This window comes from Streptomyces sp. NPDC005706 (assembly GCF_040631045.1).
In the GTDB taxonomy this organism is placed as follows: Bacteria; Actinomycetota; Actinomycetes; order Streptomycetales; family Streptomycetaceae; genus Streptomyces.
In genome coordinates this window covers 23,701-49,390 of the sequence record NZ_JBEXYS010000022.1, presented here as the reverse complement: position 1 = coordinate 49,390, position 25,690 = coordinate 23,701, and the positions used below count along the sequence as shown (strand labels likewise).

The 25,690-nt window shown below is 72.6% G+C and carries 20 protein-coding genes; 2 read left to right on the top strand and 18 right to left on the bottom strand.

The features are described 5' to 3' along the window. Positions 1-70: 70 nt before the first annotated feature. Positions 71-703, top strand: coding sequence for a response regulator transcription factor (locus ABZ478_RS27985; protein WP_359553477.1), 633 nt, complete (start codon positions 71-73; stop codon positions 701-703). Here the strand turns inward: ABZ478_RS27985 and ABZ478_RS27980 are convergent. From ABZ478_RS27980 to ABZ478_RS27955, 6 genes are all read right to left on the bottom strand, one after another. Next, on the bottom strand, positions 684-1,160 hold the full coding sequence (locus ABZ478_RS27980; protein WP_359553475.1) for an ester cyclase: 477 nt from the start codon (positions 1,158-1,160) through the stop codon (positions 684-686). The genes ABZ478_RS27985 and ABZ478_RS27980 overlap by 20 nt on opposite strands. Further along, positions 1,157-2,827, bottom strand: a complete 1,671-nt coding sequence (locus ABZ478_RS27975; RefSeq protein ID WP_359553473.1) for a tryptophan 7-halogenase — start codon at positions 2,825-2,827, stop codon at positions 1,157-1,159. The genes ABZ478_RS27980 and ABZ478_RS27975 overlap by 4 nt, the downstream gene beginning before the upstream one ends. 136 nt (positions 2,828-2,963) lie before the next feature. Then, positions 2,964-5,201: an MMPL family transporter gene (locus ABZ478_RS27970; protein ID WP_359553471.1), complete on the bottom strand. Its 2,238-nt coding sequence runs from the start codon at positions 5,199-5,201 to the stop codon at positions 2,964-2,966. Positions 5,202-5,421: 220 nt separating this feature from the next. Continuing rightward, entirely contained in the window at positions 5,422-6,093 is a 672-nt protein-coding gene (locus ABZ478_RS27965) for a hypothetical protein (protein ID WP_359553469.1), read from the bottom strand. Beyond that, the gene (locus tag ABZ478_RS27960) at positions 6,090-6,413 is read right to left on the bottom strand and encodes a helix-turn-helix transcriptional regulator (protein WP_358934546.1); all 324 of its coding nucleotides are present in this window, start codon (positions 6,411-6,413) and stop codon (positions 6,090-6,092) included. Before ABZ478_RS27960 ends, ABZ478_RS27965 begins: the two co-directional genes overlap by 4 nt. A 117-nt stretch (positions 6,414-6,530) precedes the next feature. Further along, positions 6,531-7,829, bottom strand: a complete 1,299-nt coding sequence (locus tag ABZ478_RS27955; RefSeq protein ID WP_359553467.1) for a cation:proton antiporter — start codon at positions 7,827-7,829, stop codon at positions 6,531-6,533. 1,000 nt (positions 7,830-8,829) lie between these two features. On the opposite strand from ABZ478_RS27955, the gene ABZ478_RS27950 reads away from it, so the two are divergent. Next, a complete protein-coding gene (locus ABZ478_RS27950; RefSeq protein ID WP_359553466.1) occupies positions 8,830-9,654 on the top strand; it encodes an AraC family transcriptional regulator in 825 nt (274 codons plus the stop codon). A gap of 74 nt (positions 9,655-9,728) precedes the next feature. On the opposite strand, the gene ABZ478_RS27945 is transcribed toward ABZ478_RS27950, so the two are convergent. The 12 genes from ABZ478_RS27945 to ABZ478_RS27890 all read right to left on the bottom strand — a co-directional run bounded on the left by ABZ478_RS27945 (position 9,729) and on the right by ABZ478_RS27890 (position 25,685). Next, entirely contained in the window at positions 9,729-10,703 is a 975-nt protein-coding gene (locus tag ABZ478_RS27945) for a cytochrome d ubiquinol oxidase subunit II (protein ID WP_359553465.1), read from the bottom strand. Positions 10,704-10,747: 44 nt separating this feature from the next. Continuing rightward, entirely contained in the window at positions 10,748-12,076 is a 1,329-nt protein-coding gene (locus tag ABZ478_RS27940; protein ID WP_359553464.1) for a cytochrome ubiquinol oxidase subunit I, read from the bottom strand. Positions 12,077-12,101: 25 nt separating this feature from the next. Continuing rightward, the gene (locus ABZ478_RS27935; protein ID WP_359553463.1) at positions 12,102-13,031 is read right to left on the bottom strand and encodes a LysR family transcriptional regulator; all 930 of its coding nucleotides are present in this window, start codon (positions 13,029-13,031) and stop codon (positions 12,102-12,104) included. Positions 13,032-13,134: 103 nt separating this feature from the next. Beyond that, on the bottom strand, positions 13,135-14,883 hold the full coding sequence (locus ABZ478_RS27930) for a fatty acyl-AMP ligase (RefSeq protein ID WP_359553462.1): 1,749 nt from the start codon (positions 14,881-14,883) through the stop codon (positions 13,135-13,137). Positions 14,884-14,946: 63 nt separating this feature from the next. Next, positions 14,947-16,191, bottom strand: a complete 1,245-nt coding sequence (ccrA, locus tag ABZ478_RS27925) for a crotonyl-CoA carboxylase/reductase (protein WP_359553461.1) — start codon at positions 16,189-16,191, stop codon at positions 14,947-14,949. Positions 16,192-16,262: 71 nt separating this feature from the next. Next, a complete protein-coding gene (locus tag ABZ478_RS27920) occupies positions 16,263-18,602 on the bottom strand; it encodes a type I polyketide synthase (RefSeq protein WP_359553459.1) in 2,340 nt (779 codons plus the stop codon). A gap of 50 nt (positions 18,603-18,652) precedes the next feature. Further along, the gene (locus tag ABZ478_RS27915; RefSeq protein ID WP_359553458.1) at positions 18,653-19,708 is read right to left on the bottom strand and encodes an aldo/keto reductase; all 1,056 of its coding nucleotides are present in this window, start codon (positions 19,706-19,708) and stop codon (positions 18,653-18,655) included. A 9-nt stretch (positions 19,709-19,717) separates the two neighbouring features. Next, positions 19,718-20,512: an alpha/beta fold hydrolase gene (locus tag ABZ478_RS27910; protein WP_359553457.1), complete on the bottom strand. Its 795-nt coding sequence runs from the start codon at positions 20,510-20,512 to the stop codon at positions 19,718-19,720. Next, on the bottom strand, positions 20,509-23,280 hold the full coding sequence (locus ABZ478_RS27905; protein WP_359553456.1) for a beta-ketoacyl synthase N-terminal-like domain-containing protein: 2,772 nt from the start codon (positions 23,278-23,280) through the stop codon (positions 20,509-20,511). The genes ABZ478_RS27910 and ABZ478_RS27905 overlap by 4 nt, the downstream gene beginning before the upstream one ends. Next, a complete protein-coding gene (locus ABZ478_RS27900) occupies positions 23,273-23,635 on the bottom strand; it encodes a phosphopantetheine-binding protein (protein ID WP_359553454.1) in 363 nt (120 codons plus the stop codon). The genes ABZ478_RS27905 and ABZ478_RS27900 overlap by 8 nt, the downstream gene beginning before the upstream one ends. Before the next feature lie 188 nt (positions 23,636-23,823). After that, on the bottom strand, positions 23,824-24,708 hold the full coding sequence (gene metF, locus ABZ478_RS27895; protein WP_359553453.1) for a methylenetetrahydrofolate reductase [NAD(P)H]: 885 nt from the start codon (positions 24,706-24,708) through the stop codon (positions 23,824-23,826). Then, a complete protein-coding gene (locus ABZ478_RS27890; RefSeq protein ID WP_359553451.1) occupies positions 24,705-25,685 on the bottom strand; it encodes a carbohydrate kinase family protein in 981 nt (326 codons plus the stop codon). Before ABZ478_RS27890 ends, metF begins: the two co-directional genes overlap by 4 nt. Between the last annotated feature and the right edge of the window lie 5 nt (positions 25,686-25,690).

The following is a 25,690-nucleotide window of genomic DNA, read 5'->3' as shown; positions in this document are numbered from 1 at the left end:
CCGCGGGCAAGAGGGACCGAGTTATTCTGGCCAGTCACTGCACAACTGCGCTCGGGGGAGAAACATGTCTGTGACGCCACAGCTCAGCATCCTCGTCATCGATTCCCACCCCATCTCGCTGACGGGACTGCACACAATTCTCGACAATTACCCGGATTTAAGGGTGGTTGGCACGGCGCACGACGGCGAGACCGCGGCCGCCCGGTACCACGAGCTGCACCCCGACGTGGTCGTCCTCAATACGCACAAAGACGCGGGCCAGGCCCTGGACATCGTCCGAGCGATGTCCAGGGCCCGTTCCCCGCTGTCCGCGGCCAGGGCTCTCGTCCTGATCGACGACGTCGACGCGACCACTGACCAGGTCCTGCAGGCCGGCGTCCAGGGCGTGCTGTCGAGCGGGAGCAGTCCCGAGGAACTCGCGGCCGCGGTCCGTATCACGGCCACGGGCCGGTCACTGCTCATTCCCCGGGCCCGCAAGGAGGCCGGCGAGTCTCCACTGGAAATTCTCACGGACCGGGAGGCCGAGGTATTCCGCCTCATGACGCGCGGATACAGCAACGCCGAGATTTCAGCGGAATTGGCACTCAGCCAGAGCACCGTCAAATCACACATCCAGAAAGTAATGGAGAAACTGTGCCTCCGCAACCGCGTACATGCCGTCATCTTCGCCTACGAGAACAACGTCATCCGCGAAGGTCCGTAGCGAACGGAGCCGGCCCCGAGACCTTCCCGTCCGGCGTCCGCAACTGGCGCAGGACCCGCTGCACATCGAAGACATTGCGGTCCTCGACGACCAGACCGTTTTCCACCCGCCACAACTGAATTCCCTCCGACGAGATCAGGCGTCCGGTGGGCGCCACCCCGGCGAACTCCCCCACGTGCGAACCCCGCGTCGTGTACCAGCTGGCCACCCACGGGCCCTCGGCCACCTGCAGCCCGACCTCCACCGTGAGCCCGGCGAACGCCGCGCGCCGCAGCCGCACGCTCTCCTTGGGGCCCTCGGGGCCGACCGGCTTGCCCCCGAGCAGGAACCGCGGGGCGAAGATCTCGTCGGCCACGTCCAGCGCCCCGCGGCTCCAGCCCTCGTCGAACCAACGGCGGGCGAGGACCTTGTTGGCTTCCTGGACGCTGGTCCGCCCGTCCTGGGCCGCGGCTGTCACCGGCCCGCCGCCCCGGGACGGGAGGCCGGCGCGCCGCCCGCGGAACGCAGCGCCTCGAGACTCTCCCGGCCGATGCCGCTGAGCGCCGGAACGGGGGACCGCGCGGCCCATTGCAGGAAATCGGCTATCTGGTCACGGCCCGGGTGGATGAAGCGCTGGTTCACGTCCTTCCAGCCGAACCCCGGGTGCACCGCCTCGGATTCCTCGATCAGCCCGAGAACGATATCCGCCGCCCGGTCGCCGTCGATCTCCTTCGCCTCGTACTGCGCGCAGGCACGGGCCGTTCCGTCGAGGAGGGCCTTGAAATGATCGTTGTCGGGCCACCAGAGGCCGGTGTGCGGCACCTTCTCCAAGGCGTCGAAGACGCTCGCGTCGCGGTCGGCCCGGTACTTGCGCAGCGCATTGTTGATCCGCAGGGTGCCCGGCGTGTTGCCGCTTCCCCAGATCCGGAATACCGCGTCCCAGAGGCGGAAGTGCGAGAAGGCGATGAACGAGCAATTGACGAGCGTGTCGTTGTAGTCGAGCAGACCCTGCTCGAGCTCCTCGACGTAGCGGAACCGCTCCTCGTCGAAGTCGTCGTCCGCGAGGGCGGCGAGGAGCCGCGGGGCGAGGGCGTGGATGATCTCGAACGTGTTGGACATGCCGCGCGAGTACAGCGGGTCCAGGAAGCCCGCGGCGTGCGACATCAGGCACCACCGCTGTCCCACGGTCCGGTCGGAGGAGTACTGCAGCCGTCCGGTGGACACCCACTCCCTGACCTTCCGCGCCCCCTCGAACTGCCGCTCCACCGCCGGGAACAGGCTCACCAGCCGCGCGAACTCCTCCTCCGCGCCGATCCCCTCCGGCTTGGGGTACAGCCTCGGGTCGAGTGTGACGCCCACGCTGCACAGCGGGTTGCGGGACAGCTCGTGGTTGTCGAAGGGGATGATCCAGAACCAGCCCCGCTCGAAGAGGTGGTGCATGGTCCCGTTGTGCCAGGGCACCGGCGGCCGGCTCTTCTCGGGCACGTCCAGCACGTCGTCGAAGGGCTTCACGCCGATCATGTGCGTGAACAGCGACCGGGAGTGGTGCCGGAACCGGGCCGGCTGCTCGCGCAGACCGAGCTTGTCGGCCAGCGGCGAGCGGAACCCGCTCGCGTCCACCAGGTAGCGCGCCCGGACCACGTGTCCGTCGGTGCCGGTCACGGTGACGCCGTGGTCGTCGAAGTCGACGGTCTCCGCGCGCCACTGCTGGCGCGTGTCGCAGCCGTGCCCGACCGCGACCCGCAGCAGGTAGGCGTCGCTGTCCTGGCGGAAGAGGTGGCTGGCGGAGGTCAGCGCGTCGGGGATGACGAACTGGTGCGACTCGTCCGGATCGGGCTCCTGGCCCGGCCGGTGCAGCATGAAGCCGAAGTGCTGCTTACGGCCGAAGGTGTTGCTCACCTTCTCGTTGATGGTCGTCGCGTCGGTGAGGGCCTCGAACTCGGGGATGTCGTAGCGCTCGGCGAGCACCTGGAGCCAGGCGACGAGCTGGGGAATCATGGACTCCCCGACCGCGAAGCGGGGGTGGGTGCCCGCGTCGGCGATCAGCACCTTGGCCCCGCTGCGGGCCAGCACCGCGCCAAGGGTGGAGCCGGCGATTCCCGATCCCAGGATCACCACGTCGTGGCTGGGCCTGTGTGTGGACACTGTCGGTTCCCTTCGCACTCGTATGGTCGGGCCGCCGTACTGCCGTCGGCGCCCGCGCGACCACCCTTGCGTACACCGATGAAGGCGTGAGAAAGCGCGCGCAGGTCACCGCGCCGCGGCGCGGTGACCTGCGTGGTCAGGCGCGGCTTCGGGAGCCGGCCTGCTCGGTGGGGTCTGCGGCGGCGGACGCCGCCTCCTGCCCCCCGCACCCGGCCGCGTCGTCTTCGGCGGGGTGGGTCCTCGGGCCGGGTGCCTGTCCGGGGGTCGTGACGAGCAGCCGGCCCAAGGAGCGCGGGAACCACCAGTTGGACCGCCCGAGAAGGGTGACCAGAGCCGGGGTGAGCAGACCCCGGACCACGGTGGCGTCGATGACGATGCCCGCCGCCAGAGCGGTGGCGAACACCTTCACGTCGGTGATCGGAATGCTGGCCAGCGCGGTGAAAGCCAGGAAGAGGATGAGCGCGGCGGAGGTGACGAGCCGGCCCGTGCGGCTGATGCCGGTCACGACGGAGGGGACCACGGTGTCGCGTTCGCCCCCGGCCGTCAGCTCCAGGTGGGTCTCCCGGATGCGGTGGAGGATGAACACCTCGTAGTCCATGGAGAGCCCGAAGAGGAAGGCGAAGACGGCCATGGGGATCCAGATGGTGATCGCGCCGATCGCCGGGGTGTCGAACAGCGCCTCGCTGCCGTAGCCCTTCTGCCACACGAGGACGACCACACCGTAGGCCGCGCAGGTGGAGAGCGCGTTGAGGACCAGGGCCTTGAGGGGCAGGACGGCCGAGCGCAGGGTCCGGGCGAGCACGACGAACGTGAGCAGGGCGACGAAGGCCAGGATCAGCCCGAGGGAGCCGTAGACCGCGTCGATGAAGTCGACGTCCGTGGCGGGTCCGCCGCCGGCGAGGGCGCCGGGGGTGTCCTTGGCCAGGTCCATGACCGCGGTGACGGTGGACCGGCCGGTGCCGCTGGACGGGTCGGCCGTGGTCCACACGTCGATGACGCGCTGTCCGCCGCGGGTCCAGTCGGCCGGGGCCGCGGATCCCGCGACGCCGTCGATCCCGGCGAGTGCGGTGTGCACGGCGTCGCCGCGCCCCTCGGGAACGATGACCTCGAGGGGTCGGGCGATGCCCTCGCCGAAGCCCGCGTCGACGATCCGCTGGAACGCGGCGGCGGGCTTGCCGCCCTGGGCGAGGGTCGCGGTGGCCGGCTGCCCCAGCCGCAGGGCGAGGACGGGCGCGGCCAGAGCGAGCAGTACCGCGCCGCTGAGCACGGCGCACAGCGCCGGACGGCGCGTGGTGAGCCCGGCGATCCGGCTCCACACCTTGCTGTCCGGGCGGTGGGCCCGGCGCGGCCGGTCGAGCTTGTCGCCCCAGCCGTACAGCATGACGGGCAGCAGGGTGACGGCGATGGCGACGCTGACCAGCGGGATCAGCAGGCCCGCGTATCCGACGCTGCGCAGGAACGGAACGGGCAGGACCACGAGCGCGGCGAGGGAGATCGCCACCGTGGCGCCGCTGAGCGCGACCGCGTGACCGGCACTGGCGACGGCTCGTACGACCGCCTCGCGTCGCGCCTCGGGGTCGGCGCCGTCGGCCCCGGGCTTCTGCCGCTCCTCGCGCCAGCGGGTGACGATGAGGAGCGCGTAGTCGATCGCGATGCCCAGTCCGATGAGTGCCACCAGGAACTGGACGATGAACGAGACGTCGGTGACACCGGTGACGCCGCGCACCAGCAGGAAGGTGGTCGGGATGGCCACCGCGGCCATCAGCAGGGGCACGACGGCGAGGCCGCTGGCGAAGACCAGGGCCAGGACCACCAGGGCCCCGAGGGCGCCGATCAGGGTCTCGTAGATCGGGCTCCGGGTGGCTCCGCTGTCACGGCCGGAGAGGACCGGCTGGCCGGTCAGCTCGACCGGGGCGCCGGCGATCCTCGCGTGCTCGACGGCCGCCTTGACGCCGGGGAGGGACTGGGCGTACGGGGCGTTGGAGCGGTTCGCGGGCGGATAGACCAGCGCCACGGTGGTGCGCTGGTCCTTGGAGACCAGGGATTCGCCGCCGGTGCCCGCGTAGGAGACACTGCGGCCGCCCTTCGGGGTGACCTTGGCGATCAGGTCGCGCCACTCTTCCCGGACCTCGTCGTCGTCGACGGTCGCACCTCGGGGCACGGTCACCACGAGCAGCAGCGGGGCGTTCTTGCCGCCGGTCTGCGAGAACCGCTGGGCCAGGGCGTCGTTGGCCGCCTGCGACTGCTTGTCGGGAAGCCTCGACTCGTAGGAGAGCTTGTCGATCGTGCTGCCCGACAGGGCACCTCCGGCCAGGGTGAGCACCACCCAGACGAGTACGACGGGCAGCCGATGGGAGAGCACCCATCGCGTCATGCGCTCCAAGGTAACCCTCCTGTAGGGACGCTACTGTGTAGCCACGCTACATATGTCGATGGACAAGCTAGCCCGGCCGTCGGCATGACGCAACATCAAATGGGCTTCATTCGGCACCAGTTGGCGTGGAGCGGCGCGCTCCGCAAACGACGGAGCCCTCGGTGGGCGGCGCTCCTGAGCCGGGAGCGCCGCCCACCGAGGGCTCTCTTCGACCGATGTCCTAGGGTCGGTCGGCTCCGCGCAGGACGCCGAGGAAACGCTTCAGGGCCGTGCCGAAGTACGCGCCGGCCAGGAGGGTCAGCGTCGCGGGGACGGCGACCATGGGCCAGTCCAACGACTCCGGGTGGCTCAGGCCCCGGTTGAGCAGCAGCAGGACCAGCGCGGCGAGCACGCCGAGCATGCCGATGAGCGCCGCGAGGGTGCCGGTGGTCACCATCTGGTCGCGCCGGGCGGCCGCCGCGGCGATACCGGTGCCCTTGCGGAGCCCGGAGAACGCGCCGGCCAGGGACAGCACGCAGCTGAAGGCCACGACCGACAGCCCCGTCAGCAGCAGCGGCGGATGGTACGGCCAGGGCCCGGCCGGGCCACCGAGCAGCGCGGACGCCCAGGTCGCCGCGAGCAGCGGCAGGGCGCAGATCGCGTGCAGGGACAGCCGGTTGGCGCTGATGCGCAGCGTGGCGTCGTTGTAGGCGCGGGCGACCTCGGACGGCGGGCCCCACTCCAGTACGGCGCGGTTCGCCGCTTCGTCGACGTCGGTGCAGTCGTCCAGATTGCACTCGGCCGCGCACTGCAGCCCGTCCAGCACCTCGTCGAGGATCGCCGAGCGGCGCGAGTCGGGTCCGACCAGGTGCCGGGCCAGATGGTCGGTGTAGCGCTCCAGTACGGCCGTCACGCCTGCCCGCCCAGTACGACCGAGATGAGGGAGGAGACCTCCTGCCACGCCGTCCGCTTGTCGGCCAGGGCCCGACGTCCGGCGGCGGTGAGGAAGTAGTTGCGGCGGCGACGGCCGTTGTGGGTGTTCCACTCGCTGCCGACCAGTCCCGCGGCCTCCAGCCGGTGCAGTGCCGGATAGACCGTGCCGGTGGGGAGGTTGATGGCATCGCCGCTGCGCCGCCTGAGTTCCTCGATGACGGCGTAGCCGTGCTGCGCGCCGGGCTCGAGCACCGACAGCAGCATGCCTTCCAGGTTGCCTCTCAGGTTCTCCGCCTTCACGTCTCCCCACATTACACAGCGGGACCGGACCCGGACACGCCCGTTTGCGCCGGACTGTCCGGCACCGCGGTCGCGTTGGGGCGGGCCCTCCCCGGGACGGCCGGCCGGCGGACCGGTTCAGCCGGCCGCACGGGCGTCCCGTCCGGCGGTGTCCACGCCTTCCCCGGCCGGGTCGGCGCCGGCGGCACCACCCGGCTCGGGCACCACGGCCAGGCCCCGCCGGGAGCTCCTGGCACGGATGAGGTTCAGCATCGGCCCCGTCATGGCGGTGGTCACCAGAGCCATGACGACCATCATGGAGTACAACCGGCCGTCGAGAAGCCCCAGTTCCAGGCCCACCCCGAGGACGACCAGCTCGGTCAGGCCACGGGTGTTCATCAGCGCCGCCAGGGTGCCCGAGCTCTCGGCGGGGAGCCCCTGCGAACGCGCGCCGAGGTAGGTGCCGCCGAACTTGCCCACGACGGCGACGAACAGGATGGCGGCGAGCTCGGTGAGCCCTTCCAGGCCCAGGCCGCGCAGGTCGACCTTGAGCCCCGCGACCACGAAGTAGACGGGGAGCAGCAGCGAGGTGATCTCACCGGTGCGCTCGTGGATCTCCTCGCGCAGCGCCTGCGTGCCCTCGCGGGGCATCAGCGCGCCGAACAGGAAGGCGCCGAAGATGTAGTGCAGCCCCATCAACTCGGTCGCCACGCCGGACAGGAAGACGCCGACCATCACGACGGCCATGCCGGTCGCGGTGAGGGTGCCGGAGCCGCCGTGGACGAGGAACCGGCGCAGCAGGGGCCGCACGGCCAGCAGGAGCAGCATGAACGGGATGAGCAGCAAGACCTGCCAGTAGTCGTCGGCGCCGGCGACCACCGCCTGCACCCCGGCCAGCGCCGACCAGGCGAAGACGTCGACGACCGCGGCGGTGGCCAGCGCGAGGCCGCCGATGGCCAGCCGGGACATGCCCCGGCCGACCAGGATGCGCGCGAGGACGGGGAACGCGGTCACCGAGACCGACAGGCCGATGAACACGACGAAGGCGGCGTGCTGCTGGGCCGGGTGGTTGCGCAGCAGGAAGAAGGCGAGCGGGATGCCGAGGGCGAACGGCACCAGGGTGGAGCCCAGGGCCGCGCCGAGGGTGATCCTCACCCGGCCGCGCAGGAAGCGGTGTTCCAGCTCCAGTCCGACGACGAACATGAACACCGCCACGCCGATGTTCGCCAGCGCGCCCAGGAGCGGCCGCACGTCGGCGGGGACGAGGTGGTCGGTGGCCGAGGCGCCGAACAGGGTGGGACCCATGAGGACGCCGGCCAGGATCTCGCCGACCACGGGCGGCTGGCCGAGGCGGCCGGCCAGGGCACCCAGGCCGCGGGCGAGCAGCATGATCAACCCGAAGTCCAGGAAGAGGAATTGCACTTGATGACTGGTCATGATCGTTACGGTCCTCGATCGGCTGGCGTCGACGGGCGCGGGTGGCGGGGCGCCATCCGCGCGATGGAGCACGGCAGCGAGGCGGTTCACGGTGTTGACGGGGGACGACCACGTGGCGAACCACTCACCTGACGCCTCGCGGCCATGCGGTGGCGCGGGCTAGGTGCGGGACAGGCGCGCGACCTCGGGGGACTGGCGAGGGCGATGAACGAACCCGGAGCGCCAACCGCCCCGTACGGCGGCCGCGCCGCGGGCGGCGATTCCCGGCGGGAAGGACGCACGTCCCCGGCCGGCGTCCACAGCATGGCGCCCGGTCCGCTCCCCTGTCATCGCCCAGATTGCTCAAGTGGCCGGTACGCACCGGCCGGAATCAGCCGGGTGGTGTTCGCACCGGCCCCGGGTTCCAGATCCTTCGCTTCCCCGGACGTACAGGGATATCGCCGGAGAATCACCGAGACCGACCTTTGCCGCCGCCATTCCGCGGTGGCGCGTTATCGGTTGCTCCGGGGCGTACTCGTGTGCGAAGCTCAATCAGTCGTGACTGATTGCAACGGGGGTTGCCACATGTTCAAGTTTGAACTCAGGCGTTTGCGACGCAGATTCCGGCGCGCCGAGCCGCACAGTCGGTTCCACTGATTCGCCGTTCATTCCTTCACCTCGCCTCCCGGCGGGAGTTCCCACTCGCCATCCGGCACGCACGCAACGCCCTCGGCACGTTCGGCTGAGGACGCGGCCGTGCGCGCGGCCGGCCCCTCGGCCCCGGACCCGAGGGCCCCTTCAGACCGGCTGAGCTGCGATGCCGCGGTCCGGTGCGAGGTGTGCGGCACACCCGCGCGGGGTCTCGCCCACTTCAGGGTTCCTGCTCGGCGAGCACTGCCCCGCGTTCGTACGGGTGCGTTTCCGTGCTGCCGTCACACGTCTCGGCGAGACGGCGCGGGCCCCATGACGGCCACACATCCATGCCGTACCGTCGTCGACCAGATCAGGGAGTGCCCAGACAATGGAGCGTCTCACCCGCCGCGCCGTCACGACCATTCGCGAGAACTACCAGGAGCCATTGGTGCTGGACGACCTGGCCCGCTCGGTGATGATGAGCAAGTTCCATTTCATCAGGGTTTTCCAGCGCACCACGGGCGTGACACCCGGGCGTTTCCTGAGTGCCGTACGCCTGCATGAGGCGAAGTCACTGCTGATTCACAGCTCTTTGAATGTGGCCGATATATCCGCACGAGTGGGTTACAGCAGCGCCAGCACCTTCTCGCGGCGTTTCACGGGCTCGGTCGGGCTCTCCCCCACCCAGTTCCGGCGGGCCGGCCGGGGCGACACGCTCGAGGATCCGCAGATCGCGCCCGCGCCCGTCGCGGGCGGTGCCCACGGGTCCGTGGCGGGGACGGCCCGTACGCAGGGAAGGTCGCGGTACCCGCTCTACATCGGCTTGTTCGACAGCCCCATCCTCCAGGGGCAGCCCGCGGCCTGGACGAAGCTCGACAGGGCCGGGGCGTTCCAGTTGCAGAGCGTTCCGCCCGGCATGTGGCACCTGCACGCGGTGACACTCGGTGCCCGGGCGACGGGCGACCAGTGGGGCGACTCCCCCCTGCTCGTGGGGACGGTCGGCCCCGTGCAGGTCGGCGCGAACGGCTGCACGCGCGTCGACGTGGTGCTCCGGCGGGAGGACTGGACCCGTCCGCCGGTCCTGCTGGCCCTGCCCGGCTTCGGTTCGCGTCCGGCGCGGCCGCGAGCCGCGGACGGTGCCTGTCCGTCCGGACCGCACCGCTCCGAAGCCGGGTTCCGGCCCCCGCACCGGCGCGCGGCGGCGGGCGCCTGACGCGGGCTGCGCCCCGCTCGGCGATCGGGAACGGCCCGTCATCGGCCAGTACCGGCATACCGCGTGACCACCGGTCATGCGGGCCTGATGGCGAAGACCCGCCAGAACCACATCTGGCCCAGTGCCACGAGAACCAGCGCCGGAAGCACGGTCGCGGTCAGCAGCGTCAGGGAGCCGGAGTCGGCGATCGCGCGGGAGAGCTCCACGCCTCCCACACCCGAGCGGGTGGCCAGAACCGTGGTGCCGTTCGCCGCGCCGACCATGGCGGGCAGGGCGGCCAGCGGCGCGGCCCCCAGCAGCAGGGCCGCTCCGGTGCGGCCCGTCGCCTGCACCCGGTCGGAGGCGTACACGCCGGCCGCGGCCAGGGCGGCGGCGGTGCCCACCGCCACGGGGGCGCCGGTCACCATCCCGCAGGTGGCCACGACCAGCAGCGGCAGCACCAGCAGTACCGGCGTGAGCACCCGCGTCAGGCGGCCGAGCGCGACCCGCAGCGCGCTGCCCTCCGGCAGGCGGCGGGCGGCGTGGAGCGACCCCTGGCGCAGGCTGCCGGTGACGGCCAGGGCCGCGCAGAGCAGCGTGAAGGGGTGGGTCAGATCGGCCATGGTGACCACGGCGTGCCCGTCGGACGAGGTGGACAGGCCCCGGACCAGCATGCCCAGGACGATGCCCCAGCCGGCCGCCAGTACCAGGCTGGCGCCCGCCAGCGTCGCGTCCCACGCCCGTCGCCAGGCGGCGCCCTCGTGCGCCGTACGGAACCACAGCGCGCCGTCGCGCAGGAACCACGCGGTGAGCACGGCGAGGAAGGGCAGCCGCAGCGCCCGCAGCACCTCGCCCTCCGCCACGGGCAGGGCCCCGAAGAGCAGGCCGCCGAAGGCGACCAGCCACACCTCGTTCGCGAGGAAGAGCGGGACGATCGAGCGCCGCAGCCGGGCGCGGCCGGTCTCCGTGCCGGCGAACGGCATCAGCATGCCGACGCCGAAGTCGGTACTTTCCAGCGCCAGATAGCCGGCGAGGAGGAGCCCGACCAGGGCGTACCAGAAGACATCCACGGTTGATTCCCCGTCAGCTGGGTGTACGTGCGGTCATCGAGGTTTCAGTAGGAGGGGCGGACGTCCGCCGGGGGTGTCCCGCGCTCGTCCTCCCGCAGCACCCGGCGCTCCTCGTCGTCCGGGAAGAGCCCCGTGTCACCGAGCAGCCCCACGTCCGGTCCGAGCCGCGCGAACCGGGTCATCAGCACCCAGTCGACGACGGCCAGGACGACGAGGACGAGCGTGAACAGCACGAACGAGGCGAGCATGCCCCCGGGGGAGACGTCGGCGACGGCGTCGCGGACGGTGAGCTCGCCGGTGACCATCCACGGCTGCCGGCCGACCTCCCTGCTGAGCCAGCCGCACACCAGGGCCAGGAACCCCAGGGGCAGCATGACCGCGGGGAGCCGCAGCCTGAACCGCCGGCGCGCGAGCGTCTCGCCCGGTGCCCCGCCCCGGGCCGCCGTGGCGGGGATCCAGGCCACGCAGGCCAGCAGGACGCCGATGACGAGCATGACCACGGAGGCCACGCCCACCCAGGCGGGCGGCATCCAGTCGCCGGCGCCGTACCGGGCCGCCGCATCGGCCCGCACGGCGTCGAGTTCCTCGCCGCTGCGGCCCATCAGCACGGCGTACTTCTCGGGCTGGTAGTCCTTCAGCGCGCCCAGGTGCACGAAACCCGCCACGACGGTGACGAACGCACCGCCGCCCGCGAGGAGCGAGCCCTGGACCAGCGTCGGGCGGAAGAAGTCGGTGTCCCGGCCGCGGCGCAGGTGGTGGGCGCTGACGGTGGCCAGGAGCAGTCCGGCGAGCAGGGCCACGGCCCCCGCGATGTGCAGTACGGCGTACCAGGTCGCGCCGTTGGCCAGGAGGGCGCCCCAGTCGGTGACGACCGCGGTGCCGTGGCGCATCTCGTAGCCGACCGGCTTCTGCATGAAGCCGTTGACCACCATGACCCAGAAGGTGGAGAGGTACGCGGTGAGGGCGACGCCCCAGATCAGCGCGAGATGGACGCGGGGCGGCACGCGGTTGAAGCCGAAGGCCCAGAGCCCGAGGAACGTCGATTCGAGGAAGAACGCGACGACGCTCTCGACGGCCAGCGGAGCGCCGACGACATTGCCCATGACGTGGGAGAGACCCGACCAGTTCAGCCCGAACTGGAACTCCTGGACGAGTCCGCTGATGATGCCGAGCCCGTAGTTGATGACGTAGAGGCCGCCCCAGAAGCGCACGCGGCGCATGCGGGTGGCCCGCAGGGCGAGTTCCTCGGTGCGTAACGCCCGGGTCTGGGTCAGGGCGACGACCGTGACCAGTCCGAGGGTCACCGCGACGAACAGGAAGTGCAGTGTCGCGGTGACGGCGAACTGGAGTCGGGCGAGGTCAACTGCGTTCACGTGGCGCTTTCGGTGAGAGTGGGGGTCAGGGACGGCCGGCCGGCGGTCCGTGCTGGTGGGCCGGCGTCACGGACCAGCCGAGCTGGGTGCGCGCCTGTGCCACGAGGGCCCTGGCCGCCGGGCTCATGCGTCCGCCGGCCCGCCAGGCGAGGGCGAGGCCGCCGCGCAGGTGCATGCTCGGGATGGCGACGGGGTGCAGCTCGTCCGGCCGGGAGAGCACGAACCGCTCCGGAAGGATCGCCATCCCCACGCCACGCGCCGCGAGTTGGGCCAGGACCCGCGGGTCGCTCGCCTCGAAGGCCACGCGGGGCTTGACGCCCGCGGCCGCCCATGCGGCGTCGGACGCGGCCCGCAGGGCGCTGCCGCCGGGCAGGCACATCAGGGGGTGACACTCCACCTCGTCGACGGTGATGCCGGTGCGCTGGGCGAGCGGGTGGTCGTGGCTCACCGCCCCGATCAGCAACTCGTCGGCGATGACCAGTGTTTCGAGGCCGGCCGGCGAGTCGGAGCCGACGCCTATGACCGCGACGTCGATCCGTCCCGCCCGCACGGCGTCGACCAGTTGTTCCGTGCTCCCCTCGCTGAGGGATATCTCCACGGCGGGGTGCTGTTCGCTGAAGTCCGCGACCAGTTCGGGAAGCCGCATGGACAGGGAGGAGGCGACGGAGCCCAGCGTCACCGGGCCCTGCACGACGCCGGACACGCTCTCCACCGCGTCCCGCACACCGTCGATACCGGCCAGCACCGCGCGCGCGTGCGGCAGTACCGCCGCGCCCACGCCCGTCAGCTGGACCGTCCGGCCACCGCGGTCGAGCAGGTCATGTCCCAACTCGCGCTCCAGCCGCCTGATCTGCGCACTCACACAGGGCTGGGTCACGAAGACACGCGCGGCCGCCTTCGTGAAGCTGGCCTCTTCGGCCACCGCCACGAGGTACTCCAGCTGACGCAGTTCCATGCGCTGATCGTACCGGCGGGCCCGCGACGGAGACCTCGCATTCCGGACAACCTGGGAACGACATGTACACGAACTCTCATATGCGCCTGCGGGAAATGTCAGATCACTGTGAACCCGTCGCCGCGGCCTCCGGCACGGCGAGCCGGTTCAGCGTGCCGGCCAGGTACTGCTCGCGGCAGGGGCGGCGGCGCACCTTGCCGCTGGTCGTCTTCGGCAGGGTGCCGCGGCGGATCAGCACCACGTCCGCCACGTCGATCCGGTGGTTGAGGCGCAGCGCCTCCCGCACGGCGGTCGTCACCTCCTCCGCGCTCGCGTACCTGCTCACCCGGCTGTCCCCCTCGACCACCACGACCACGGACTCCTCCGTGCCGTCGTCCACCGGGAACGCCGCGGCGGACGCCGGGCGCAGCAGCGGGTGGCTGCCCTCGACGGTGTGCTCCAGGTCCTGCGGGTAGTGGTTACGGCCCTTGACGATGATCAGGTCCTTCAGGCGGCCGGTGACGAAGACGTCCCCGCCGTGCACGAATCCCATGTCACCGGTGCGCAGGTACGGACCGTCCGACTCGGCGCCGGCGATGCGTGCGCGGAAGGTCCGCTCGCTCTCCTCCTCGCGCCCGAAGTAGCCGGCCGTCACGCACGGGCCGGACACCCAGATCTCGCCGACCTCGTCGGGTGCCGCCTCCTTCAGGGTGTGGGGGTCGACGATGCGTACCCGGGTGTCCCCGACGGTGCGGCCGACGCTCATGACCGTGCTGGTCGCCACCGTCGCGCGCAGCTCGTCGGGGACCGGTGCCACCGTGCCGAGGCTCAGCGCCCGCGCGTCCAGTACGAGGGGCGCCGGCTCGGCGTCGGGCGCGCTTCCGCTGACCTTGAGGGTGTGCTCCGCCAGGCCATAACTCGGTGAGAGGGCACGGCTGTCCAGGCCGTCGGCGGCGTACTTGCCGACGAACTCCCGCAGCGTGTGCTCACGGACCGGCTCGGCGCCGTTGGCGGCCATCCGCCAGCTCGAGAGGTCGATCGAGCCGCGCACGCTGTCGCTGCGCACGCACAGGTCGTACGCGAAGTTCGGGGCCGAGGAGTGGGTGCCGCCGAACCTCGAGACCGCCTCCAGCCAGCGCCCGGGACGGCGTATGAAGGCCTCGGGGCCCATCAGGTACGAGGGCCGGCCCGCCCACAGGGGCAGCACGATGCCCAGCAGGAGGCCCATGTCGTGGAAGAACGGCAGCCAGGAGACGACGGAGCCGTCGTCCGCCATGGGCCAGAGGCGGTCCGTCTCCCAGGCGTTGAACCAGAAGTTGGAGTGCGTGACCATCACGCCCTTGGGCGTTCCGGTGGAACCGGAGGTGTACTGCAGCAGCGCCACGTCCGAGAGGGCCGGCACGGGCAGCTCCGTCCCGGCGGACGGCGCCGGGAGCTCGTCGGTGGCGACGATCTCCAGGCCGGCCAGCTCGGGCGACCCGGCGAAGTCGGCGAGCACCTGGTCGCGGACCTCACGGGTGGTCAGCACCAGCGTCGTACGCGCGTCGTCGGCGATGGTGCGCAGCCGCCGCACCGCCTGCGTGCGCGTCGGCACCTGGACCGGGGCTCCCATGAGACCGGCCGTGGTGCAGGCCAGCCAGGCCCGGATGAACTCCAGGCCGTTGGGATACATCAGCACGGCGCTCCGGCGGGGGCCGGCCAGCCCGGCGAGGGCGCCGGCCCGTGCCCGCACCTCCTCGTGCAGCTGCCCGTAGGTGACCTGCTCGCCGATCTCCTCGCCGTTGCGCAGGTAGACGTAGGCGACGGTGCCGGGCATCTCGTCCGCCCGCCGGGCCAGCAGGGCGGGCAGCGGCAGCGGGGTGCGCTCGGTCATGGAATCAGTGGTCATTGCCGTCCGTTCGTCGAGCGTGGCAGGCGGACATTTCCCGGGGACCGTTCAGGCGAGGCCGGTCAGCCCCGCCCGCGGCGCGTTGATGAGCGCGGCCATGTTTCCGGGGGGCTGGCGGTTCTCGTGCATCAGCTGGTGGGCCTCGCCGATCTCCTCGAGGCCGAACAGCCCGGAGAGGCAGGGGTCGAGCTGCCCGGAGGCGACCAGGTGGATCACGGCGCGGCACTGGGCCGGGTTGAAGCCGTGCGAGCCCTGCAGCCGCTTCTGCCGCATCCACAAGAAGCGCAGGTCTACGTCGGCCGCGTAACCGGAGGTGCCGCCGCAGATGGTGACCATGCCGCCGTTCTCGCACATGTACATGGAGGTGGGGATGGTGTCCTGACCGCTGTGCTCCAGGACGATCCTGGGCGCGCGGCGCTCGCCCAGCGCCTTCCAGTAGGCGCGGCCGAAGCGCCGCAGCTCCCCCATCCACGTGCCGAAGGCGACGGGATCGTTGAGGTCGGGCATCCGGCCCCAGTGCGAGAAGTCGCGCCGGTTGACCGTGCCGACGGCTCCGAGGCCGCGGCAGTACTCGGCGCGCTCCTCGCTGGAGACCACCGCGACGGGCAGACCGCCCGCGTTGCGCACCAGCTGGATGGCCATGGAACCCAGCCCGCCGGCGCCGCCCCAGACGAGCACCGGGTCCCCCGGCCTGACCGTGTTGGGCGCCCAGCCGAACAGCTGGCGGTACGCGGTCGAACCGGTGAGGATGAAGGAGGCCGCGGACTCCCAGGTGAGGTTCTCCGGCTTCGGGTGGCACTGGTAGTCGTCGACGAGCGCGAACTGGGCGAAGGTGCCGTAGTTGGACTCGTATCCCCATGCCTGGAGGGTGGGCGAGAGGGTCGGGTCTCCGCCGAGGCGGATGTCCTCCGCGGTCTCGTCCCACTGGCCGCCGGAGAGCACCACCTGGTCGCCCACGGAGACCCCGGAGACCCCCTCGCCCACGGCGAAGACCACGCCCGAGCCCTCGGAGCCGCCGATGTGGAAGTCCTCGGGCTCGCCACGCTTCTGGCGGGCGGCGATCACGTCCAGCGGGTAGCCGAGGCCGGCCCAGACGTTGTTGTAGTTGATGCCCGCCGCCATCACCCAGACGAGGACCTGGCCGCGCCCCGGCTTCGGGGTGTCGATGACCTCGGTGGTGAAGGACTTGCGCGGCTCGCCGTAGCGGTCCGGGCGGATCACGGACGCGTACATCTTCTCGGGAACGGTGCCGAGCGGCGGCATCTCGCCCAGCTCGTAGAGGCTCTTGCCCATGGTCGAAGCTCTCCTGGTCTGCGTGGTCGATGGGTGGGTCGAGCGGAGTGCGAAGTGCGGGAGGCGCCCGGTCAGGCCGCGGGCGCGGGGAACGCGGTGCGCTCGTAGGGGTAGCCCGGCAGCGAGGTCCTGCGGGGGGCGCGCCCGGGGTGCAGCGCCGGCCAGGCGATGTCGACGCCGGCGGCCCACAGCGCACCGACCGCCGACAGCAGGACCTTCGGGTCGGGCGTCTCGTCGGTCGGGTGCGGCAGGGCGGGCAGGATCGGGTGGTTCCAGCGCAGCTCGGCGTGGCGGCGGGCCAGCGAGGTGAGGGTGGTGCCGGGGCCGACCTCGACGAGGGCACAGCCCTGGAAGGCGTTCAGCGTCTCCAGCACGTCGTGGTACCGCACCGCGTGGCGCATGTGGCGGCACCAGTACGCGGGGGTGCGGATCTCCTCCGGGTCGGCCCAGGTCCCGGTGGTGTCGGAGACCACCCGGATCGCCGGCCGGTGGAACGTGATGGCGGCGAGGAAGGCCTCGTACTCGTCCAGCACGGCGTCGACCAGCGAGGAGTGGCCGGCGCCCGGGACCTTCAGCAGGCGCGTCTCCAGCCCCTTGGCGGCGTGCTCCTCGACGAACCGCGCCACCTGCTCGCGCGGCCCGGACACGGTCACCTGGTCGGGGCCGCTGATCACGGCGATCCCGACGCCCTCGGGGAGCAGCGGGAGCAGTTCGGCCTCGGGCAGCCGTACCGCCGCCATGGCGCCCGGCGCGAGGCTCAGCAGCAGCTCGGTGCGCTTGAGGACCATCCTGACCGCGTCGGGGAAGGAGAACACCCCGGCGACGCACGCCGCGGCGTAACCGCCGAGGCTGTGGCCGACGACCGCCGCCGGCCGGACGCCCCAGCGGATGAACGTCTTCGCGAGGGCGTATTCCAGCACGAACACCGCGAGTTGAGCGATCCGACCGTCCGCGACGGACCGCCGGGCCGCCTCCTCGCGCTCCTCCCCCTCGGGGTCGAAGACGACGCCGAGGTCGATGCCGGAGGCTTCCCGGACGTGCGCGACGCACGCGTCCAGGTCCGCCCGGAAGCGCGGATCGAGGCGGTACAGCCCGCGTGCCATGCCGGCGTGCTGGCCGCCGTGCCCGGGGAAGGTGAAGACCACGGGCGGCGGGCTTCCCGCCTGAGCCCCGCCGGACCGGTCCTTGGTCCTGACCTTGACCTCGGCGAGCGCGGCGGCGGCCTCGTCCGCGTCCTGGGCCACGACGAAGCCGCGGTGCGCGTACCGCGTCCGGCCGGTCTGCAGGGTCCATGCCGCGTCCTGGAGCTCCTCGCTGCTCCCGGCCCGCCGCAGCCGCTGTCCTAGCCGCGCCGCCACCGCGGCGAGCGCGGTCGCCGACCTGGCCGAGTACGGCAGCAGCTGCCAGCCAGTGGCGGCCGGGGAAGCCCCGGCGACGGCCGCCGGGGGCTGTTCGACGATCGCGTGGGCGTGCGTGCCGAAGGGGCCACGGGCGCTGACCGCGGCGCGGCGCGGCACGCCCTCGTGGCCGGTCCGGCCGGCCGCGCCGTGCACGGCGAGGACGGCCCGTACGAAGGCGGCCGCGGCCGGTGCCGTGTCGGTGACGCTCGTCCCGGCGGGCGCGTCCTCCACGGCGTCCGGTGCCGCGGCGAGCCCGCTCACCGCCAGGGCGTCCCGGGCGATACGGGCCCGGCCCGCCTCCGGGGACTCGCCGGCCCCCGCGGAGCCGACGGCGGTGCCGCGGACGACGGCGTGGATCCGGTCGCCTGCGTCCAGGGCCGCCCGGAGCGGCTTCAGCACGGCGACCGCGCAGCCGCCGGCGGCGGCGTCGCCGGGGTCGTGCACGGTGACCGACCCGGCCAGGGCGAGGTCGCACTCGCCACCCAGCAGCGCCTGGACGGCGGTGTGCACCGTGACCAGCGCGGTCGCCCCGGCGGCCTGCACCGAGACGGCGGGACCGGTCAGCCCCAGCTTGTAGGCGACCCGCGAGGCCAGGAAGTCGGCCCCGGTGGCGGCCCGGACCTGCCGGTCGTCGAAGTGGGGCGTCCCGGCGCCCCGACCGCGCAGCCGCGCCGCGTGCCCGGTGGTCGCGCCGCCCGCGTAGATGCCGACGACCGTCTCGTCGCGGGCCGGGTCGTGGGCGGCGTCCTCCAGGGCGTGCTGGGCGCACTCCAGGAGGATCCGCTGCTGCGGGTCGAGCATCACCGACTCGCGCGGCGAGACGCCGAAGAACCTGTGGTCGAACGCGTAGGCGTCGGCCGGCGGCCCGGCGGTCGCGTCCGTGGCGCCGTCGGCCCCGTGCTCGCGGAACGCGTCGAGGTCCGTGGCCTGTCCGAAGCGCGCCGCCATGCCGATGACGGCGACGTGGCCCTCGGGGTCGAAGCCGGGCTCGTCCGGTGCGAGATCCGTCATGCGGTCCGCCCTTCCCTTTCTCGTGTGGGTTCCGTGCTCGCGCGGGCCTGTCAGGCCACGGGGGTGACCGGCCGGACGAACCGGCCGGACTGACGGCCCAGCGCGGCGTCCCGGTGGCCGGCGATCAGCTCGTAGGGCTGTCCCGGACGGATGACGGACGCCTGCTCCAGGCGCTCGAACTGCGTCTCGTCCAAGGCGAGTTCCAGCGCGGTGAGGTAGTCCTCGAGCTGGTCGGCGGTGCGCGGGCCGATGACCGGCACCATCGTGGTGGCCGAGCGTTCCGCGCGGGCGCGCAGCCAGGCCATGGCGACCTGCCCGGCGGGGGCGCCGGTCTCCTCCGCCACGGCGAGCACGGCGTCGATGATCCCGGTGCGCTGCTCGGAGTCCTCGACCCGGATGGCCTGGCCCTCCCAGTCGCTGAGGCGGCCGCGGCGGCTCTGCCGGTACTTGCCGGTGAGCAGCCCTCCGCCGAGCGGGGCCCAGAGGGCGGTGCCCAGGCCCAGGGCCTCGGCCATGGGAATCAGCTCGCGGTCGGCGCCGCGCTCGGCGAGGCTGTACTCGAACTGGATGCCCACCAGGCGGGCCGTCGCGCGCAGTTCGGCGAGGGTGACGGCGCGGGAGATCCGCCAGGCCGGGAAGTTGGAGAGCCCGGCGTGCAGGATCTTGCCGTCCCGGACGAGGCGGTCGAGGGCCGTGAGGATCTCCTCGACCGGGGTGACCGAGTCGGGCAGGTGCGCCCAGTAGACGTCGATGTAGTCGGTGCCGAGCCGCCGGAGGCTGGCCTCGACCGAGCCGCGGATGTTCTTGGCGCTGTTGCCCGTGTTGGAGATCCGGGCGCGCCCGGCGCCCAGCGTGAACTTGGTGCCGACCACGAAGTGGTCGCGGTCGGCGCCCAGGAACTCGCCCAGGAGCTTCTCGGACTCGCCGATCTGGTAGTTGTCGGCCGAGTCGATGAAGGTGCCGCCGGCTTCGGCGAAGCGGTCGAAGATCTTGCGGGACTCCTCGCGGCTGGCGCCGCCGCCCCACAGGGTGCCGAAGTTGGCGGTACCGAGCGCGTATTCGGAGACGCGCAGGCCGGTGTTGCGGCCGAAGGTGGTGTAACGCATGGCTGTCCTTCAGATCTCCGTGGCGAGCGCGTCGCCTATGAGGCGCAGGAGTTCGGCCTGCGTCCGCGGGTCGCGGAAGTAGAAATGGCCGCCGGGCAGGAGGTGCTTGGTGAAGGTGCTCCGGGTGTGGGCGGACCAGTCGAGCTGGCCGGGGTCCTCCTCGTCGCCCGCGAACGTGGTGATCGGGATGTCCAGCGGTTCCTCGGCGACGTACTCGTGGGAGTCGGCGAGTTCGGCGTCGGCGCGCAGGTAGCGCAGCGCGAGCCGCTTGAGGTCCGGCGCCTCCTGGACGACCAGGGGCAGCGCGCCCCAGCGGCGCTCGATCTCGGCCAGCAGCTCGTCGTCGGGGAGCTGGTGGACGTTGCGCCGCGTGCTGATGGGCGGCGGCCGCATGGAGGACAGGAGCAGGGCGCGGGGCACGCGCAGACCGGCCCGGCGCAGGGCCCGGGTGGTCTCGAAGGCGATCAGCGCGCCCAGACTGTGCCCGAAGAAGGCGAAGTCACGCTGTCCGAAGTCGACCTGCTCGACGAGGTCGCTGACCAGGTCGCTGATGCTCAGGTACGGGGCCTCGTCCTGCCGCGGCACGCGGCCGGGCAGCTTCACCGCCCACAGGCGGATGCCGGGCAGGGCGCCGCCCCAGCGTACGAACTCCCCCGCCGAGCCGCCCGCGTGGGCGAAGCAGTACAGGTCGAGCGTGGTCTCCGTCTTGGGCCGGCGGCCGGAGAGCCACCGCGCCCGCAGCTCGGCCGTCGTGCCGGCCTCGGGCGCGGGGCCGGTGCCGGTCGCCGCTCCGGTGGCGCTCATGCGGACTCCTCTTCCGTGTCCAGGTGCGGGTCGGCCAGCCGCTGCTCGATCAGCGCGGCCAGATCGGCCGCGGTCGCGGCGTCGAAAAGCGAACGCATCTTGATCTCGACCGGGTAGATCTCCTTGAGCTGGGCGAAGAGCTTCATGGCGATGAGGGAGTCGCCGCCGAGCTCGAAGAAGCTCTCGTCCGGTTCGATGTCGGGCAGTCCGAGCGCCTCGCCGAACAGCCGCAGCACCACGCCGAGGGGGGTGTCGTCGGCGGGGCGGTCGCCGGAGTCCGGCCCGCTCTCCCGCGCCGGGTCGCCGCTGACCGCGGTGGGCTCGCCGGCCATGGGCGCGTCGGCCGCGGCACCGCTCACGGGGGTGCCGCCGGTGGCCGTCCGCGCCTCCTGCGCGGGGTGGCGCACCAGGTACGGCAGCCGTTCGAAGGGGTAGGTCGGCAGCGCCACCTTGGCCCTGCGCTCTCCGTCGTGCACGCCCGTCCAGGAGACCCTGGCGCCGGACAGCCACAGCCGCCCGAGTGCGTCGTAGAGGACCGCCAGCGCGTCACCGCCGTCGTCGAGCCCGTCCAGCGCGGCCAGCAGGAGGTGGCCGTCGGTGTGGCGGGGCTGCTGCCGGGCGAGCGTGACCAGGCCCGAGCCGGCGCCGACCTGAAGGAGGATCCGCTCGGGGTCGGCCAGGACCGTGTCCAGCGCGGCGTCCGGTCCGGTGGCGGTGCGCAGTTCATCCGCCCAGCGTTCGGCCGGGATCGGGGTACCGGTGTCGTTCCAGGTGCCGTCGCCGAGGACCACGGGTATCCGGTGCGGCCGCGGGTCCAGGCCCGTCACCGGCGTGCGGAGTCCGTCCTCGCCGCCGCGGGCCCGGTCCGGGTCCGCGATGAGCCGTACCGCGTCGGCGACCGTGAGGACGCCCGCCACGACGGCCGCGGTCAGGGAGCCGGTCCCGGTGCCGAGGACCGCGCCGGGCCGGATGCCCCAGCGCTGCCAGAGCGCCGCCAGGGCGTACTCGAAGGCGAGGACGTAGGTGTCGCGCACCACCGGGTCGTCGGGCCAGGCCAGCCCTCTGGCGACGGCGCGCACCGTGGGGACGATCCGGTCGTCGGCGCTGTCCAGGACGGCGTCGAAGGCCGCCCGGAACGCGGGCTCGCCGGTGTGCAGCCGCCAGGCCTCCGCCGGGCCGACCCGGCCGGGGAAGGCGAACACCACGGGCCTGACCCGCGGGGGTTCGGCCGAGCGGACCGGTTCGCGCGCCGGGCCGTCGCCGGCGACGGTGAACGCGCGGTACTCGTGCTCGCGCCGGCCCGTCTGGAGCGTCCAGGCGGCATCGGCGTGTGCCGGGGCCGACGCGCCGGCCGGCCGCTCGTCGAACCGGGCCATCCGGGCGCGCAGCGCGGCGGGGGTGCGCGCGGAGTGCACCAGCAGGCGGGCGCGCCGCTCGGACTCGACCGGCGTCCGCCGCGGGGCCTCCTCCAGCACCAGGTGGGCGTTGACGCCGCCGACGGCGAAGGAGCTGACCCCGGCGCGCCGGACGAGGGCGTCGCCCGGCTCCCAGTCGGTGAGTTCGGTCGCGACCCTGAACGGGCCGGTCTCGAAGTCGATCGCCGGGTTCGGCTCGGTGAAGTGCAGGCTCGGCGGGATCCGCCGGTGCCCGAGCGCCAGGACGGTCTTGATGAAGCCCGCGGCACCGGCCGCCGCGTCGGCGTGCCCGATGTTGGTCTTCACCGAGCCGATGGAGCAGAAGCCCCGCTCGTCGGTGTCGGCGCGGAAGGCCTGCGTGAGGGCCGCGACCTCGATCGGATCGCCGAGCGGGGTGGCGGTGCCGTGGGTCTCGACGTAGGTGACGGTGCGCGCGTCGGTGCCGGCGGTGAGCTGCGCCTCGCGCACCGCGGCGGCCTGCCCGGCCACGGTGGGGGCGGTGAAGCCGATGCGGCCGGAACCGTCGTTGGTCACGGCGGACCCCCGGACGACCGCGCGGATGTGGTCGCCGTCGGCGAGCGCGTCGGACAGCCGCCTGAGGACGACGACGCCGACTCCGTTGCCGGCGACGGTGCCCTCGCCCTTGGCGTCGAAGGCGCGGCAGACGCCGTCGGGCGCCAGCGTGCCGTCCGGTCCGGTCCACGTGATCGTCTTGGGCGGCACGTGCACGGCGACGCCGCCCGCCAGGGCCATGTCGCAGTCCCCGGCGAGCAGGGCCCGGCCGGCCGTGTGGACGGCCACCAGGGCGGTCGCGCAGGCCGACTGCACGGCGACCGCGGGGCCGCGCAGGCCGAGGCGCTCGGCCGTGCGGGAGACCAGGAAGTCGGGGGCGGTGCCCAGCGCGATGTCGTCCTCGGTGACTCCGGTGAGCCGCGCCCGCTGGGCCCGGAGCGCGTCCGCGTACCGGGTTTCGGTGCAGCCGCCGTAGACGCCGATCGCGCCGGGGAAGCGGTCCGGGTCCGCGCCGGCGTCCTCCAGGGCCGCTGCCGCGCATTCCAGGAAGACCCGGTGCTGCGGGTCGATCAGGAACGCCTCCCTCGCGGAGTAGCCGAAGTAGCCGGCGTCGAACCACTCGGCGCCGTCGAGCCGGCCGCGGGACGGCACATAGGTGAGGTCGCCACCGTCGGGGGCGCCGCCCGGGAAGATCTGAGGGGTGTCGCGGGTGATGGAGTCCGTGCCCGCCGAGAGGTTGGCCCAGAATTCGTCCACGTCGGCGGCGCCGGGAAAACGGCCCGCCATTCCGACGACGGCGATGAAACCGTCGCCTCCTTCTCGGGTTTCGAAATCACTCACCGAATTCTCCGCGGGTGTCCGAGGCGTTTTCGCCGAGCCGGGCCCGCCGATTTCCCAGCCGGTTCGGCCGGCCGGCCGGGCGGCGCCGGGCATCGGCCGCCGTGGCCCCCTCGCCCGCGAGGCGGCGCGCGAGCGACCGTACGGTCGGGTGCGTGAAGAACTCGATGAGCTCGATGTCCTCACCGGTGCGCTGGATGACTCGCTCGCGGACCATCTGGAGCAGCAGGGAGTGCCCGCCGAGATCGAAGAAGTTGTCCTCGTCGCCCACCGCGGGGACTTCCAGAACCTCACACCAGATTTCGGCGACGACGGCTGCGAAATTCACTTCCCGTGGATTCGCATGGGATGCGTGCACTCCACTCCTCCCCTTCGGATCGCCACTCGGCGGTTCCCCAGAATCATCTGCCGCCCACCGGAAGGTGTCCAATAAAAACCTTCCCTGACCGGCAGAACTGTCGTTTATGGACGTGGGTATGACACAGCGGCACGACCCGGCCCGGCATTCCGCTTATGGAATGCCCGGCCGGGTCGTGCCGCCGGGGTTCAGGCGGTGACGCCCTGGGTGGCCATGACGGCGCGGTGGATGTCCAGCGTCGCCGTGGACCGGTTCAGCGTGATGTAGTGCAGCCCCGGCGCTCCTTCCGCCAGCAGCCGCTCGGACATGGCGACGGCGTACTCCACACCGATGCGGTGGCCCTCGGCGGGCCGGTCGCGTGCGGCTTCGAGCCGGTCGGCGAGCCGCGCCGGGAAGGCCGCGTCGCTGAGTTCGGCGAAGCGGCGGATCTGCCGCGCGTCGGTCGCCGGCATGATCTCCGGGATGATCGGCAGGTCGCAGCCCGCGGCGGCCACCCGGTCGCGCAGCCGCAGGTAGTCGTCGACGTCGAAGAACATCTGCGTGATGGCGTAGTGGGCGCCCGCCCGGCACTTGGCCACGAAGTGCCGGATCTCGCTGTCCCAGTCGGCGGAGCGCGGATGGCGTTCCGGGAACGCCGCCACGCCGACGCTGAACGCCCCGGACTCCCTTACCAGGGTGACCAGTTCGTGGGCGTAGGTGAGACCGTCCGGGTGCGGTGTCCAGGGCCCGCGCGGGTCCCCCGGCGGATCTCCCCGCAGGACCAGGACGTCGCGCACCCCGGCGTCCGCGTACTGGCCGATGATGCGGCGCAGTTCGGCGACCGAGTGCCCCACGGCGGTGAGATGCGCCACCGGGCGCAGGGTCGTGTCGGACGCGATCCGCTTGGTCAGTTCGACGGTCCGGTCCCGGGAGGAGCCGCCCGCTCCGTAGGTGACCGAGACGAAGGTGGGCGCCAGCGCCTCGATGCGCCGGATGGCGTCCCACACGTTGCGGTGTCCGGCCTGCGTCCTGGGCGGGAAGAACTCGAAGGAGAACGACCGGGTGCCGGAGGCGAGCGTCTCGCGCAGCGTCATGTGCCCGACCCGAGGACGGGCCGCAGTTGTGCGGCGGCCGCGGGCCCGTAGGTGGCCCGTACGCGTTCCTCCAGCCGGCCGGTGTCGGCCTCGTAGCCCTGGGGGCCGACGGCGTCCAGCACCGAGGCGGCCACGGCGCAGCCCAGCCGGCCGGCCGCGGCCGGCGGCAGGCCGGCGGCGACGGCCGCGAGGAAGCCGGCCCGGAATCCGTCGCCGGCACCGGTCGGGTCGGTCACCCGGGCGCACGGGACGGCCGGGACGAGGAGCTCCGGCTCGCCCTGCCGCTCGATCCGTACGCCGCGTTCGCCGAGGGTGGTCACCCAGGTGCCGGCGCTCGCGAGGAGGTCCTCGCGCGTGCGGCCGGTCCGCTCGACGAGCAGTGCGGCCTCGTACTCGTTGGTGAACAGCCAGGTGGCGCCGTCCACGAGTTCGGCGGCCTCCGGGCCCGTCAGCCGGGCGAGCTGCTGGGAGGGGTCGGCGGCGAAGGGGACGCCCAGTTCCCGGGCCTGCCGGGTGTGGCGGATCATCGCCGCCGGGTCGTTCGCGCAGACCAGGACGAGGTCCGGCCGCTGCCGTGCGGCCAGGGGCCGCAGGTCGATCTCCCGGGCCTCGCTCATCGCGCCCGCGTAGAAGGCGGCGATCTGGTTGCTGTCCTGGTCCGTGAGGCAGACGAACCGTGCGGTCTGCGCCGTCTCCGACACCCGCACCGCGCTCGTGTCGACGCCGTGGTCCTTGAGCCAGACCTCGTACGCGCCGAAGTCGAGACCGACGGACCCGACCAGCAGGGGGGTCAGGCCCAGCCGGCCGAGGCCGTAGGCGATGTTGGCGGCGACCCCGCCCCGGCGCACTTCCAGGTCGTCGACCAGGAAGGACAAGGAGACGTGGTCGAGCTGGTCGGGGATCAGCTGGTCGGTGAATCGGCCGGGGAAGGCCATGAGGTGGTCGGTCGCTATCGACCCTGACACCGCTATGCGCATCGCTG

Coding starts and splice junctions, on each gene's coding strand:
- ABZ478_RS27920 (WP_359553459.1), bottom strand. CDS start 18,602: ATGACGGATCTCGCACCGGACGAGCCCGGCTTCGACCCCGAGGGCCAC.
- ABZ478_RS27955 (WP_359553467.1), bottom strand. CDS start 7,829: ATGACCAGTCATCAAGTGCAATTCCTCTTCCTGGACTTCGGGTTGATC.
- metF (WP_359553453.1), bottom strand. CDS start 24,708: ATGACGCTGCGCGAGACGCTCGCCTCCGGCACCCGGTCGTTCTCCTTC.
- ABZ478_RS27930 (WP_359553462.1), bottom strand. CDS start 14,883: ATGACCGAGCGCACCCCGCTGCCGCTGCCCGCCCTGCTGGCCCGGCGG.
- ABZ478_RS27915 (WP_359553458.1), bottom strand. CDS start 19,708: ATGCGTTACACCACCTTCGGCCGCAACACCGGCCTGCGCGTCTCCGAA.
- ABZ478_RS27910 (WP_359553457.1), bottom strand. CDS start 20,512: ATGAGCGCCACCGGAGCGGCGACCGGCACCGGCCCCGCGCCCGAGGCC.
- ABZ478_RS27970 (WP_359553471.1), bottom strand. CDS start 5,201: ATGACGCGATGGGTGCTCTCCCATCGGCTGCCCGTCGTACTCGTCTGG.
- ABZ478_RS27950 (WP_359553466.1), top strand. CDS start 8,830: ATGGAGCGTCTCACCCGCCGCGCCGTCACGACCATTCGCGAGAACTAC.
- ABZ478_RS27935 (WP_359553463.1), bottom strand. CDS start 13,031: ATGGAACTGCGTCAGCTGGAGTACCTCGTGGCGGTGGCCGAAGAGGCC.
- ccrA (WP_359553461.1), bottom strand. CDS start 16,191: ATGGGCAAGAGCCTCTACGAGCTGGGCGAGATGCCGCCGCTCGGCACC.
- ABZ478_RS27890 (WP_359553451.1), bottom strand. CDS start 25,685: ATGCGCATAGCGGTGTCAGGGTCGATAGCGACCGACCACCTCATGGCC.